The sequence below is a fragment of the Kineococcus sp. NPDC059986 genome, from assembly GCF_040702905.1.
GTDB lineage: Bacteria > Actinomycetota > Actinomycetes > Actinomycetales > Kineococcaceae > Kineococcus.
The window spans coordinates 1-13145 of sequence record NZ_JBFBND010000018.1 but is presented as its reverse complement, the minus strand read 5'-3'; the positions used below and the strand labels follow the sequence as shown (position 1 = coordinate 13145).

At 73.8% G+C, this 13145-nt stretch carries 13 protein-coding genes and 1 tRNA gene; 6 read left to right on the top strand and 8 right to left on the bottom strand.

The window, feature by feature from the left end; translation table 11 throughout:
* Positions 1-30: 30 nt before the first annotated feature.
* On the bottom strand, positions 31-1704 hold the full coding sequence (locus AB0637_RS14565) for a SpoIIE family protein phosphatase (protein WP_366173148.1): 1674 nt from the start codon (positions 1702-1704) through the stop codon (positions 31-33).
* Positions 1705-1853: 149 nt separating this feature from the next.
* Here AB0637_RS14565 and AB0637_RS14560 point away from each other — a divergent pair, with 149 nt between their 5' ends.
* Both AB0637_RS14560 and AB0637_RS14555 read left to right on the top strand, forming a co-directional pair.
* Complete coding sequence (locus AB0637_RS14560) at positions 1854-2621, top strand: histidine phosphatase family protein (RefSeq protein WP_366173147.1); 768 nt, start codon at positions 1854-1856, stop codon at positions 2619-2621.
* Positions 2622-2651: 30 nt separating this feature from the next.
* Positions 2652-3548, top strand: coding sequence for an NAD(P)H-hydrate dehydratase (locus AB0637_RS14555; protein WP_366173146.1), 897 nt, complete (start codon positions 2652-2654; stop codon positions 3546-3548).
* Positions 3549-3568: 20 nt separating this feature from the next.
* Here the strand turns inward: AB0637_RS14555 and AB0637_RS14550 are convergent, their stop codons facing one another.
* Positions 3569-3982: a hypothetical protein gene (locus AB0637_RS14550; RefSeq protein ID WP_366173145.1), complete on the bottom strand. Its 414-nt coding sequence runs from the start codon at positions 3980-3982 to the stop codon at positions 3569-3571.
* 262 nt (positions 3983-4244) lie between these two features.
* Here AB0637_RS14550 and AB0637_RS14545 point away from each other — a divergent pair.
* A tRNA-Arg gene (locus AB0637_RS14545) sits at positions 4245-4317 on the top strand.
* Positions 4318-4394: 77 nt separating this feature from the next.
* On the opposite strand, the gene AB0637_RS14540 is transcribed toward AB0637_RS14545, so the two are convergent.
* Positions 4395-4859, bottom strand: coding sequence for a hypothetical protein (locus tag AB0637_RS14540; RefSeq protein WP_366173144.1), 465 nt, complete (start codon positions 4857-4859; stop codon positions 4395-4397).
* 160 nt (positions 4860-5019) lie between these two features.
* On the opposite strand from AB0637_RS14540, the gene AB0637_RS14535 reads away from it, so the two are divergent.
* The 3 genes from AB0637_RS14535 (at position 5020) to AB0637_RS14525 (ending at position 7368) form a co-directional block, all read left to right on the top strand.
* Entirely contained in the window at positions 5020-5718 is a 699-nt protein-coding gene (locus tag AB0637_RS14535; protein WP_366173143.1) for a response regulator transcription factor, read from the top strand.
* Complete coding sequence (locus tag AB0637_RS14530; protein ID WP_366173142.1) at positions 5715-6932, top strand: histidine kinase; 1218 nt, start codon at positions 5715-5717, stop codon at positions 6930-6932. Before AB0637_RS14535 ends, AB0637_RS14530 begins: the two co-directional genes overlap by 4 nt.
* Before the next feature lie 127 nt (positions 6933-7059).
* Complete coding sequence (locus AB0637_RS14525; protein ID WP_366173141.1) at positions 7060-7368, top strand: hypothetical protein; 309 nt, start codon at positions 7060-7062, stop codon at positions 7366-7368.
* Positions 7369-7389: 21 nt separating this feature from the next.
* On the opposite strand, the gene AB0637_RS14520 is transcribed toward AB0637_RS14525, so the two are convergent.
* From AB0637_RS14520 to AB0637_RS14500, 5 genes are all read right to left on the bottom strand, one after another.
* Positions 7390-8319, bottom strand: a complete 930-nt coding sequence (locus AB0637_RS14520; protein WP_366173139.1) for a sugar-binding domain-containing protein — start codon at positions 8317-8319, stop codon at positions 7390-7392.
* A 29-nt stretch (positions 8320-8348) separates the two neighbouring features.
* Positions 8349-9131, bottom strand: a complete 783-nt coding sequence (locus AB0637_RS14515) for a GolD/DthD family dehydrogenase (RefSeq protein ID WP_366173138.1) — start codon at positions 9129-9131, stop codon at positions 8349-8351.
* A gap of 1 nt (position 9132) precedes the next feature.
* Entirely contained in the window at positions 9133-10197 is a 1065-nt protein-coding gene (locus AB0637_RS14510) for a substrate-binding domain-containing protein (RefSeq protein WP_366173221.1), read from the bottom strand.
* 117 nt (positions 10198-10314) lie between these two features.
* Positions 10315-11313: an ABC transporter permease gene (locus AB0637_RS14505; protein WP_366173137.1), complete on the bottom strand. Its 999-nt coding sequence runs from the start codon at positions 11311-11313 to the stop codon at positions 10315-10317.
* Positions 11313-12860 carry a sugar ABC transporter ATP-binding protein gene (locus AB0637_RS14500; RefSeq protein ID WP_366173136.1) on the bottom strand — a complete coding sequence of 516 codons (1548 nt, stop codon included), beginning with the start codon at positions 12858-12860 and terminating at the stop codon, positions 11313-11315. Before AB0637_RS14500 ends, AB0637_RS14505 begins: the two co-directional genes overlap by 1 nt.
* Between the last annotated feature and the right edge of the window lie 285 nt (positions 12861-13145).

The following is a 13145-nucleotide window of genomic DNA, read 5'->3' as shown; positions in this document are numbered from 1 at the left end:
AAGGTTAGGCGGCGCGCGACGTGGATCGGGTCAGGAGCGTGGCTCCTGCGTGCCGTCGCGCGCGACGGGCACCGCATGCACGGTGGCCGCGCCGCGCGACAGGGCCACGAGGGTGACGTCGTCACGCGCGCGGCCACCGCTGAAGCGGCGCGCGACGTCGAGCGCCTCGTCGACGAGGGCCTGCGGCGTCAGCTGCGGCAACCGGCCGAGGGCCTGCAGGACGCCGCCGATGCCGAGCTCGTCGGTGCTCCCCGTCGCCCGCGCCTCGGTGAGGCCGTCGGTGTAGACGACGAGCACCGACCCCGGCGCCAGGGACGTCGTACGGGTCTGCCAGCTGCCCGGGACGTCGAGGTGCAACCACGACAGCAGCGGCCCGGTCGCCTCGAGCTCGGTGACGACGCGGACGCCGCCGCTGTCCTCGGCGGTCCGCAGCACCACGGGCGGCGGGTGCCCGGCGTTGGCGTAGGTGATGGTCCCGGAGTCCGGGTCGACGACGACCACGACACAGCTCGCGAAGCGCTCGGCCTCGTCGGCGAAGACGCGGGCCGCCATGGCCAGGGCGAGGTCCGGTTCGGGGGCGAGGTGCAGCGCCGCCTCGAGCAGCCGCTTGAGCTGGATCGCGACGATCCCGGCGCGGGCGCCGTGCCCGGACACGTCGGCCACGACGACGGCGAACCGGCCGTCGGCCAGCGGCAGGACGTCGTACCAGTCCCCCGCCAGCAGCCCCTCGGCCGGGCGCAGCGCGGCCGCCGACGACCAGCCCGGGACGACGGGCAGGTCGTGGGCCGTCAGCTGGTCGCGGACCTCGGCGACGAGGGGCTGACCCTGCTGCAGCGCTTCGCGGGCCGACACGGCCTCGGCCAGCTCGTCGAGGATGCGCCGGCGCATCGTCTCGGCCGAGGCGGCCACGGCCGCCAGCTCGGGCGGGCCGGGCAGCGAGACAGGGGTCTGCAGGTCACCGCTGCCCACGCGCAGGAGCTGCTCGGAGAGCGATCCCAGGGGCCGTACGACCCAGCGCCGGACGAGGTACAGGACGGTCGGGACCAGCAGGAGGGCGATGCCGGCGACGACGAGCTGGACGTAGCGGAACTGGTCGCGCTGCTCGACGAGGTCGTCACGGGTCTCGTCGTCGATCTGCCGCAGCCGCTCGTTGAGCGGCCCGAGGTCCTGGTAGACGGCGAGGAAGGCCCTCGCCGAGGGGTCGTCCAGGATCGAGCGGCTGAGCGCCGCCGGGTCCTGGCCCTCCTTGAGCCCGGCCTGGTAGTCCGCCGCCTGGCGCCAGTAGGCCGCGTCGTCCAGCACGCGCGCCAGGCGCTGTCGGACGGTCGCGTCGAGCTCCTTGTCCTGGGTCGCGGCCACGAGCGGCGTCCGGGCCTCCTCGTAGGCCTGCATCGCCTCGGCGCGAGCCGCCTTCTCGGCCGTGAGCCGGTCCACGTCGGAGGCGGTGATGTAGAGCTGGTGCGTCGACTGGGCGCGGACGACCGCGCCGCCGAAGTCGTCGATCTCGGCGGTGAGCTGGACGTTCGTGCGCTCCGACGGGACCGTGGAGGACGTCCGCACCCACGGGTTCGTCACGATGAGGACGATGGTCAGGACGAGCACGATCGAGAGGAACGTCACCCCCATGACCGAGACCCGGCGCTGCAGGGTCGTACGGGTCATGAGCCGGTGCCACGCCGTCGCCGCGCTGCTCAGCCGTCCCACCCCCTCGCCCTCCCCCGGTGTGGATCACCGGTCGGTCGGCACACACCTTGTCATCCCCGCCCATCCGGGTCACCCACCCTCCCCACGCCCGCGCCGTCCGGATCGTTCCCGGCGGGCGCCGCGGCGGGGGACGCGGTAGGGGTGGTCGGGTGAACGCCGCCCTCCCCCAGCCCGCCGGACTGGTCCTCGTCCGGCACGGGCAGTCGACGGGGAACCTCGCCGACGCCCACGCCCGCTCGACGCACGCGGAGGTCGTCGACGTCGCCGACCGGGACGCCGACGTGCCGCTGTCACCCCTGGGCCGCGCGCAGGCCGCGGCGGTGGCGCGGTGGCTGACGCAGGACCCCGCGGCACCGCCCGTCCCCGACGTCGTCATCGCCTCGCCGTACCTGCGCGCGCACGACACGGCACGGGCTGTGGTCAGCGAGCTGCAGGCGGCCGGGCACGACGTGCAGCTGCGCACCGACGAACGGCTGCGCGAGCGCGACCTCGGCTGGTGGGACGGCCTGACGGGCCTCGGGGTCCGCGCGCGCTACCCGGAGGAGGCCGAGCGGCGGCGGCGGATCGGCAAGTTCTACTACCGCCCGCCGGGCGGGGAGAGCTGGTGCGACGTCGCACTGCGGGTCCGCAGCCTGCTGGCGAGCCTGCGCGAGGAGCACGCCGGCCGGCAGGTGCTGATGGCCTCCCACCAGGCCGTCGTCATGAACTTCCGGCTCGTCCTGGAGGGGTTGGACGAGCAGTCCGTGCTGCGGCTGGACGCCGAGCAGCCGCTGGCCAACTGCTCGGTGACGGCCTACCGCGCCGACGGTGGGCGGCTCGTCCTGGACCGGGCCGGGGACACGACGGCGGTCCGGGACGTGCGCGTCACCGACGACGCCGTCGACGACGAACCGCGTGACGTGCACGTGCGCGGGTAGGACCCCCGTGTGAGCTCCCACCCCGATGCCTTGTCCCCCGCTGTGTCCGACGCCGTGACCGTCACCTCCGCCGTCCTGCGCGAGTGGCCCCTTCCCCCGCCGGGCGTGGGCAAGGAGTCCCGCGGCCGCACCGTCGTCGTGGGCGGCAGCGTCAAGACGCCGGGGGCCGTGCTGCTGGCGGCGGAGTCGGCGCTGCGCTCGGGCGCGGGCAAGCTGCAGGTCGCGACGACGGCGGGGACGGCCGTGGCCCTGGGGGTCGCACTGCCCGAGGCCCTCGTGCTGGGACTGCCCGAGACGGACGAGGGCGGGATCGACCCGGTCTGCGCGGACGACGCGGAGCTGACGGAGCTCGTCGGCGGTGCCCACGCCGCGCTGCTGGGCGTCGGGGCCGTGGGTGAGGACTCGGTGCGGGCACTGCTGGAGGCCCTCGTGCCGCGGGTGGAGACGACCGTCGTCCTGGACGCCCTGGGCCTGGCTCCGGTGACGGCGGACGTGACGTTCCTGCACCACCTGGACGGCCGGGCCGTGCTGACGCCGAACCTGGCCGAGCTGGCCATCGTCCTGGACGCCGACCCCGCCGAGGTCGAGGGCGACGTCGGGGCCGCGGCGCGGGAACTGGCCCGCCGCAGCCGGTGCACGGTCGCCGCCGGGGGCGGGGAGTCGTGGGTCGCGGCCCCGGACGGCCGCTGCTGGCGGGACGCCTCGGGCGGGGCCGGACTCGGCGTCTCGGGGTCCGGCGACGTCCTGGCCGGGATCGTCACGGGCCTGTGCGCCCGAGGCGCGGACCCGACGCAGGCGGTGGTGTGGGGCGTCCACCTGCACGGCAGGGCGGGTGACCGCCTCGCGAGCGCGGTGGGGCGGCTGGGGTTCCTGGCGCGCGAGCTGCCGGCGCAGGTGCCGGCCGTGCTCGCGGAGGTCGAGGTCTGAGGCTCAGCCCGACCGTGGGGTCAGGCGAGCAGCGCGGCGGCGGTCGGGACGACGTCGGCGGCGGGGATCTCCAGGCGCCAGCTCGTGGACGAGCGGTTGTCGCACGCGTCCGGGTCGCCCTCGGCGCCGGACCAGGTCTGCGGCTGGGCGGTGACCTTCCAGGCGTCGCCGCCCTGCTGGCGGGCCCGGCCGGCCAGGCCGGAGTCACCGGCGCGCAGGGCCGCCGAGACGATGATGTCGACCGCGCGGCCCAGCGAGCGGACGTCGTAGAAGGAGACGGTGCAGCCGCCCTCGGAGACCTCGGTGGACACGAGGATGCAGCCGGACTCGACGAGCGCGGCGTGCAGGGCGGCGACGGCGGCCTGCTCGCGCGGCGCGCGGCGGGGAGCCGGGACGCGGGCGTTGTCGACCGGGCGAGCGGTGGTGACGGACATGCGTGTCTGCTCCTCGAATGACGGCGACGGGTGGGTGGCGGCGTCCCCGTCGACGTGGTCCGACACCCGAGAAGGCCATCGGTCGGTGTTCTGTACGGCTTGAGTGTAGGCACCCGAACGGCCCGACGCCGACCACACCCCACCCCCGTTCGCCTGCAGCGCAGCGAGATCGCGACGACACAGCGTCGTAGTTCGCCGATGTCGAACGCTGCGGGGCCACCGGGGCGGGGGGTGGGGGCCGGGCCGGTAGGCTGCTCGCCGGGCCCCCATAGCTCAGGGGATAGAGCATCGGTTTCCTAAACCGTGTGTCGCAGGTTCGAATCCTGCTGGGGGCACTGCGCGACCGGGCCGGTCCGACGTCGAGGCCGGCGGCCCCGTCCGGTGACTCCTCCGCTCAGGTGCGGAAGTCGATTCAGGTGCGGAAGTCGATGGTGGCCCGGCCGCCGTTCTCCTCGACGTAGCGCCGGGCGCGGTCGTACTGCCGCGGGCTCAGCAGCGGCTGCACCGTCCCGTGCTCGTCCTCCACGGTGAACCCCGCGAGCAACCGCACGTAGGCGATGTCGATGGGGCAGCCCTGGGGCAGCACCCCGTTGTCGCGGTCGGCGGCGACGTGGGCGGCGAGCAGCGAGGCGCCGACCTCGGACGGCGACGCGAGGTCGTCCAGCTCACTGCCCGGGCCCAGCACGACGCCGAGGAAGGACCGGTCGCTCACGGTGAGGGACGCCAGGATGCGCGACTGCCGGGCGCGGGCCTCGCGGGCGAGCGCCGTGCCGGACGCGCTCGCCGTCTGGGCGACCGCCAGCGCACCGTGGTCGCGGGCCGCGGACGCCAGCCCCGGATCGGCGGTAGTGGTGGTGGTGGTGGAGGAGACGTGCAAGAGCAGGTGCTCCTCTCTCGGGTTCGACGCTGCGGCGCCGTGCGCCGACCCTGGACCCATCGGCACCTCGTCCCGGGTCCTGAGGAGAGCCCTGTCCGGAGGCGGGCACCCCTGCCTCCGGAGGGGCCGCGGGACGGCACCCACCTGCGATGCTGGACGGGTGGAGGAGACCACCGACCGCCGGTCCGGCGCGTCGCCCGACCCCGCGGACGGCGTGCGCGTCCTCGTCGTCGACGACGAACCCCTCGTCCGCTCCGGCCTGACGGCCATCCTCTCCTCGGCCCCCGACCTGCACGTGGTGGCCGCGGTCGAGGGGGGCGGGGCGCTGGACGCGTTGCGCCGCTTCCGCGTCGACGTGCTGCTGCTGGACATCCGGATGCCCGACGTCGACGGGCTGACGATCCTCGCGGGTCTGGGTCAGCTCCCCCGCCGCCCGGCCGTCGCGATGCTCACGACGTTCCACGCCGACGAGAAGGTCGCGGCCGCCCTGTCCGCGGGCGCCGACGGCTACCTGCTGAAGGACACCGACCCCGACCAGCTCGTCCAGCACGTCCGCGCCCTCGCGCGCGGCGCGGCCGTGCTGTCGGCCGGGGTCACCGCCACGGTCGTGGAGGGCTTCCTGCGTTCGCGCGGGTCGGCGTCGGCGCGGCAGGCCCTGCACCGGCTGACCCCCCGCGAGCACGAGGTCCTCGTGCTGCTCACCGAGGGCGCGCAGAACGCCGAGATCGCCGAGCGGCTGTTCGTCTCGCTGCCGACCGTCAAGGAGCACGTCGGCGCGGTCCTCACCAAGCTGGGCGTCAGCAACCGCGTGCAGGCCGCCGTCCTCGCCGTCCGCGCCGGACTCGTGGACGGGGCGTGAGCACGACCTCCGCCCCGCCGTCCGACCGGGGCCGGTGGGAGCGGGTGCTGCCCGTCCTCGGCGACCTCGGCCTCGTCGTCGTCTGCTGGTTCGAGGGGTTCACGAACCAGAACGCCGGCTGGAACCGGCCGTTCGTCCTGTCCGTCCTGGCGCTGGTCGCCGTCCTGTTGCGCCGGCGGATCCCGTTGCTGGCCTTCCTGCTGGGCGTGCCCGCCCTCGGGTGGGCGCAGAGCACGCTGGCCCCGGCGGTCCTGGCCTTCACGCTGGCGCACCGCGAACGCCGCGGTCCGGTGGTCGTGGGGGCCGTCGTCGTGGGTGTCGGGATCGACGCGGCCGCCGTCCTGGACCCCCGTCCGGGGTTGTGGCGGGCCGACGTGGCGGTGCTGCTGCAGGTCACCGCGCTGCTGGCCGGGGCGGCCGCGCTGGGGGCCTACCGCGCGGCCCGCGGGGACCTGCGCGACCGGCTCGCGGAGCTGGTCCGGGCCCGCTCGCGCGAGCACGAACTCGTCGACGCCGCGGCCCGCGCGCAGGAGCGGACCCGGCTGGCGCGCGAGATGCACGACGTCGTCTCCCACCAGGTCTCCCTCATCGCGATCGCGGCCGGGGCGCTGCGCGTCGGCGACCACCCCCCGGCCGTCCGGTCGGCCGCCGAGCAGATCCGGGCGCTGGCCGTCCGCACGACCGACGAGCTGCGGCAGATGCTGACGGCGCTGCGCTCCGACGGCCGGCAGCCCCTGCACGCACCGGGCCGCCTGGCCGACCTGCCGGCGCTGTGGGCCACCTCGGGTGTCGCCGGGACGTTCGAGGTGGACCCCGCGCTGCTCGCCCAGGACGAACTGACCGCGGTGCCGGAGGGGCTGCAGCGCACGGCGTTCCGCGTCGCGCAGGAGGGGCTGACGAACGCCCGGCGGCACGCTCCGGGCGCGGCGGTCCACCTGCGGGTCGGCCTGGCCTCGCGCCGGCTCACCGTCTCGGTCGTGAACGCACCACCCCGTCCCGGAACGTCGCGGCCCGGCGCGGTCCCGGGCACGGGTCACGGTCTGCTCGGCGTCGAGGAACGGGTCGCCGCCGCCCGCGGGACCCTCGCGGTCGGTCCGACGGCCGATGGCGGCTTCCACCTCGACGCGGCCTTCCCGCTGCCCGCCGCCCAGGCGCTGCAGTCCGCCTCGCCCCTGGCGCCCCCCGTGGCGCGCGACCCCGCGCACGGCGTCTGACCCGGCCACCCGACGGGGACGACCCCTCCGGAAGGAGGGAGCGGCGACCCGGGGGCCCTGGCGACCATTTCCGCATGGACGACCGGATGGACGGCAGGACGACGGGACGGCTCCCGGAGGTGCAGCGGTGAGCCGCGCCACGGACACCTGGACCCAGGACCACCTCGTGGTCCTGGTGCAGCCCGGCGGGGACCTCGCCGTCTGGTCGACGGGCGAACGCACCCTCGTGCTGCGGGACGCGACCGAGCAGCAGGTCACCGAGCACCTCGTCGCCCGCACGCTCGCGCAGACCCCGACGGAGGACGAGCGCGCGCAGCGCCGGGCGCTCGACGCCGCGCGCTGGGCCGTCTGCCGGGCCCGGCAGGGGCTGCAGCCCCGCATCCACCTGCCCCGCTGGGAGGACGTCGCCGCGACCGGTCCCGGCCACCGGTCCTGAACCCCGGCGGCGGGAGGCGGGTCAGTCCGCCAGGAGGGCCCGCGCGCAGCGCGCGTCGGTGATGAGCGTGGACGTCACGCCGGAGGCGAGGACGGCCCGCACGGCCCGCGCCTTCTGCAGGCCCCCGGCCACGACGACGACCTCGGGGATGCGCCGCAGGTCGGCGAGGCCGACCGTCAGCAGCTGGTCGCTGAGGCTCGACAGTTCCCGCCCGTCCTCGCGCAGCAGGTTCCCCGCGATCTCCGCGCAGACGCCCTCGGCCAGCAGCCGTCGCCGCAGTCCGGCGGGCATGAGTTCCATGAGCTGGGAGTCGTCGGGCCAGGCGCCGACGGCGAGCAGCGCGACGGTGAGCCGCGCGTGCTGCTGCAGGGTCCGCGCGACGGCCGTCTGCCGACGGACACCGGCCAGCGTCGCGGCGTCCGGCAGGAGCAGCGGCGCGAAGATCGGGTGCGACGCCCCGCCGGAGACGGCGGCGACGCGTCGGACGAGGTCGATGCAGTTGTCGTTGGCCGACCCCGCCGCCCCCGTGAGCTGGGTGACGGTCACCCTCGGCAGCGGTCGGTCCTCCAGGTGCGCGACGACCGACCGCAGCGTCCGGCCCCAGGCGATCCCGAGCCGGTCGTCCTCGGTGAGCAGGTCACCGAGGACGCCGGCCGCGACCGTTCCCAGCCCGTCGCGCAGGTCCGCGGGGTCCGGGGAGGTCTGCACGACGATGGCGCGGCGCAGGTCGTACCGCCGCCGCAACTCCTCGGACTCCTCCGGTTCGATCTGGAACGGCACCTGCACGGAGATCTGGACGATGCCGTGCTCGAGCGCCGCGTCGAGCAGCCGCGCGACGCGGAACCGGGACACCCCGAGGACCTCGGCGATGTCGGACTTGCTGGCGCCCTCGAGGTAGAACCTGCGGGCAGCCACGGCGGACTGCACCTGTTCCTCGATGGTCAGCTTCACGGGGTCTCCCGGTCCTTCCTCTGCCCTCGTCAGACGATGGTGAACCCACCGTCGATGCGGTAGTCCGCACCGTTCACCATGGCAGCCGCCGGCGAGGCCAGGTACACGGCCAGACCGGCGACCTCCTCCGGGACGGCGAACCGGTGGGTGGGGATGGCCTCCTTGGCGCGTTCGCCCTTCTCCCCCGCCCAGACGGCGCGGCCGAGGTCGGTGAGCACCACGGTCGGGGAGATCGCGTTCGCGGTGACCCCGCGCCCGCCCCACTCCAGGGCGAGCACCCGGGTCAGCCCCAGGACACCGGCCTTGGAGGCGCAGTAGGCGACGTGCTCGGGCAGCGCGACGCTCGCGGCCTGCGAGGCGAGGTTGAGGATCCGCCCGTACCCGGCCGCGAGCATGTGCTCCCCCGCGGCCTGGCACATGAGGAACGTGCCCGTGAGGTTCACCGACAGCGTCGTCTGCCACGTCTGGAACGGCAGCGACTCCGCCGTCCCGAGCAGGGCCAGTCCGGCGCAGTTCACGAGCACGTCGAGTCGGCCGGTGCGGGCGACGACCGCGTCGGTCGCGGCCTTCGTCGAGGCGGGGTCGGTGACGTCGCACTCGACCGCGAACGCCCTCTCCCCCAGCTGCTCGGCCCGCTCCCGGGCCGCCGGCAGGTTCCGGTCGACGACCGCGACCGTGGCGCCCCGGTCGACGAACGCCGTCGCGATGGCCGCTCCGATGCCGGACGCTCCGCCGGTGACGAGCGCGGTGCGACCCGCCAGGGAGAAGCTGAGGTCGCTGCCGGGTGCGCCCACCGCGGGATCCGCCGTCACGTCAGGCACCTTCCTGTCCCGGGATGCCCTCGAACGCGATGTCGCCGGACTTCAGGTTCTTCTCCGTCAGGTCCGGCAGCGCCTTGAGGAAGGCCGCGCGGTCGGTGACGACGTGCTGGATGGCGACGTCGACGTTGTCCTTGGTGATCTTCGGCATCTTGTAGACCGGCTTGGTGTTCACCTCGGTCTTGGACGCGATGGCGGCCGCCACAGCGAGACCCGCGGACAGCTCGACCGTCCCGTTCTGCAGCATCGTGCCGATGAACTCACCGCTCTTGACGGCGTTCAGCCCGTCCTCGATGCCGTCGATCCCGACGATGGGCACGGTGACCCCGGACTCCTTGAGCGCCTGCAGGGCACCCAGACCCATGTCGTCGTTCTCGGCGACGACACCCTTGATCTGCGGCCCGAACGCCGAGATCCAGTTCTTGACCTTGTTGACGGCCTCGTCGCGCTTCCAGTTCGCGGTGTCCATCGCGAGGATCTTGATGCCGGGGTAGTTCGCGAGGACCTGCTTGATGCCCTTGGTGCGGTCCAGCTCCCCGGACTGCCCGAGCGGGCCCTGGAGCACGACGATCCCGCCGTTGCCGCCGAGCTGGTCGGCCATCATCTGCATCTCGGCCGCACCCGCCGCGACGTCGTCGGGCTGCACGTTCCCGGCGATGTCCGTGGAGTTCAGGGCGGCGTTCACGGCGATGATCGGGATGCCCGCGGACTTCGCCGAGGCGACCTGCGGCTGCAGGGAGTCGGCCTGCACGGGGACGACGATGATGGCGTCGACGCCCGCGTTGACGTACTGGTCGACCTGCGAGGCCTGCGTGTTGACGTCGAGGTTCGCCGAGTTCCAGAGCAGCTGGATGCCCTTGGCCTTGGCGTAGGCGTCCATGCCCTCCTTGCCGGCGGTGATGAACGAGCTCATGTCGTACACGCTGACGCCGACGCGGATCTGCTTGGACCCGCCGGAGGCGTCGCTGCCCGAGCCCTCCTTCTGGGCGTTCGGGTCACCCGCACCGCAGGCGGCCAGGGCGAGGGACAGCGCACCCAGCCCGAAGGACCCGGCGAACAGGGTGCGGCGCGAGACGTGCTGGGCGTTCGGGGTGGGGCCGGTGGGACGGGTTCCGTGCGACACGGGGATTCTCCTTCGAAGCGGGTGGCGCGGGGGTGGGTTCGGGGTGCCGCGCGGTCAGGCGCGGCGTTTGACGGACCAGACGTCGACGGCGACGGCGGCCACGATGAGGACGCCCTTGATGACGTCCTGCCAGTAGGCCGGGACCAGCAGCAGGTCGAGGCCGTTGTTGAGGGTCTGGATGAGCAGCAGGCCCAGGGCGGTGCCCCAGACCGTGCCGCGCCCACCCATGAGGGAGGCCCCACCGATGACGACGGCGGCGATGGCGTCCAGTTCGTAGCCCTGCCCCAGGTTCGGGGGGCCGGAGATGACGCGGGAGGCCAGCATGACGCCGGACAACCCCGCGAGCAGACCCGAGAGGGCGTACACGCTGAACAACGTGCGGCGGGCGTTGACGCCGGCGATCTCGGCGGCGACGCGGTTCCCGCCGACGGCGTAGACCCGCATCCCGTAGGACGTGCGGCGCATGACGATCCCGAGCACGACGATGCCGAGGATCATGACGATGACGGGGACCTGCAGCCCGAAGACCTTGGTGTTGGCGATCGAGCCGAACTCGGCGGGCAGACCGTTGATGGGCGCACCGCCGCCGATGACGTACGCGATGCCGGACCCGGCGGTCAGCATGCCGAGCGTCGCGATGAACGGTGGCACGTCCACCCGGGAGACGAGGAGCCCGTTCACCGTCCCGGCCAGCAGGCCGACGACCATCGCCGACAGCACCGTGAGCCAGACCTGACCGGGGTTCGCCTTCGCCACGGCCGCCGACGTCATGGCCGCCACGGCGATGACGGAGCCGACCGACAGGTCGATGCCGCCGGTGAGGATGACGAGGGTCTGCCCGAGGGCGATGAGGGCGAACGGCGCGGCCGCGATGAGGATGTTCTGCAGGTTCTCCGGGGAGGAGAACCGCAGCGACCGGTAGGAGAAGAAGGCGATGACCAGGAGCATCACGATGAGCATGGCCCGGCGGATGAGCTGGGCGACGATCCACTCGCGGGAGAACCGCTGCCGCGGCGCGGGAACCGCGGAGTTCTCGGGCATGGTCGTGGACATCACAGGTCCTTCGTGTCGGTGCGGGCGTCGGAGCGGGAGCTGAGGCCGGAGCTGAGCCGGAAGATGCTGTCCTGCACGTCCGGGGCGTCCAGCCGGGCGCGGTCGAGTTCGGCGACGACGGCGCCCTCGCGCAGGACGAGGGCGCGGTGCGACAGCCCGAGGACCTCGGTCATGTCGGAGGAGGCCATGACGACGGCCATCCCGGCCGCGGCGAGGTCGGCGATGATGCGGTAGATCTCCGACCGGGCCCCGACGTCGACCCCGCGGGTCGGTTCGTCCAGCAGGAGGACGTCGACGTGCTCGGTGAGCCAGCGGGCCAGCACGACCTTCTGCTGGTTCCCGCCCGAGAGGGTGCCGACGTCCTGGTTCAGGCCCCGGCTGCGCAGCCGGACGGAGTCCATGGCCTCCCCGACGGCGCTGCGGCGGGAGGCGCCCTTGAGCCAGCCGGCGACCGAGAACTTCGCCAGCCGCGGCAGGGTCCCGTTGTCCAGGACCGACAGGCCCATGACGGCCCCGGCGTGCTTGCGGTCCTCCGGCACCAGGGCCATCCCCGCGGTGATGGCCGCGGCGGGGTTCTTGCGCTTGACCTCGCGGCCGGCGACGGTGATCCGGCCGGCGGTCGTGGCCCGCACGCCGAAGATCCCCTCGAGCAGTTCCGTGCGACCGGCCCCGACGAGCCCGGCCAGGCCGAGGATCTCCCCGCGCCGGACCTGCAGGTCCACCGTGCCGGACTGGCCCACGACGGCGAGGTCCTGCACCTGCAGCACGACGTCGGCCTCGGCGGGGACCGTGCGGACCGGCGGGAACAGGTCCTCCAGTTCCCGGCCGATCATCGCCGTGACGATGTCGTCGTCGGAGACGTCGGACATGGCCTCGTCCAGCACGAGCCCGCCGTCGCGCAGGACGACGACGCGGTCGGCCAGGTCGCGGATCTCGGCCATCTTGTGGGTCGTGAACATGATGGCGACACCCTGGTCACGCAGCTGCCGCACCACCCGGTAGAGCCCCTCGACCTCACGTTCGGAGATCGCCGAGCTGGGTTCGTCCAGGAGCACGACCTTCGCGCCGCGTGAGGAGTTCTTGACGATCTCGACGATCTGCTGCAACCCGACGGGCAGAGTGCCCATGCGGGCGCCGGGGTCGATGGCGACCCCGAAGACCTCGAGCATCCTCGACGCCTCGGACGCCATCCGGCGCCGGTCCAGCGTCCCGAGCCTGGTCTTCAGCTCCCGGCCCACGAAGAGGTTCTCGTAGACAGTCATGTGGGCGATGGAGGCGAGTTCCTGCGGGACGATCGCCACCCCCAGGCGGTGGGAGTCGCGGATGCTGCCCGCGGCGAGTTCCTCCCCGCGCACGAGGACGCTGCCCTCGTCCGCCCGGTACTGACCGGCGGCGATCTTCATCATGGTGGACTTGCCGGCGCCGTTCTCGCCCGCGAGAGCCGTCACCGTGCCCAGTTCGAGTCCCAGGGAGACACCCTTGAGGACGGGCACCCCACCGAAGGACTTGCGCAGTTCCCGGCACTGGAGAACTGGTTCGACGACCATGTCGGTTTCCTCTCGTTCGACGGGGCCGGGTGCTTCTCCACCGGTGCCCTGCCTGAGCCGAGTATGTGGACGGCCCCGCGACGGCGACAACCGAGGTGCTCACTTGAGCGCATGGTGGTGGTCGGCTGAGCAGATGGGTCATCCTGTGCGCGCTCACCGCCGCGCACCAGCAGGAGGACCCCGTGACCACGATCTTCGGTGACCCGTCGGAGTTCGTCGACGACTCCGTCGCCGGTTTCGTCGACCTGTACTCCCACTTCGTCCAGCCCGTCCCCCACGGGGTGA

Bases quoted from the DNA above. Each gene is read 5' to 3' on its own strand.
- AB0637_RS14500 (WP_366173136.1), bottom strand. From the start codon at position 12,860: ATGGTCGTCGAACCAGTTCTCCAGTGCCGGGAACTGCGCAAGTCCTTC.
- AB0637_RS14550 (WP_366173145.1), bottom strand. From the start codon at position 3,982: ATGTCCGTCACCACCGCTCGCCCGGTCGACAACGCCCGCGTCCCGGCT.
- AB0637_RS14505 (WP_366173137.1), bottom strand. From the start codon at position 11,313: ATGTCCACGACCATGCCCGAGAACTCCGCGGTTCCCGCGCCGCGGCAG.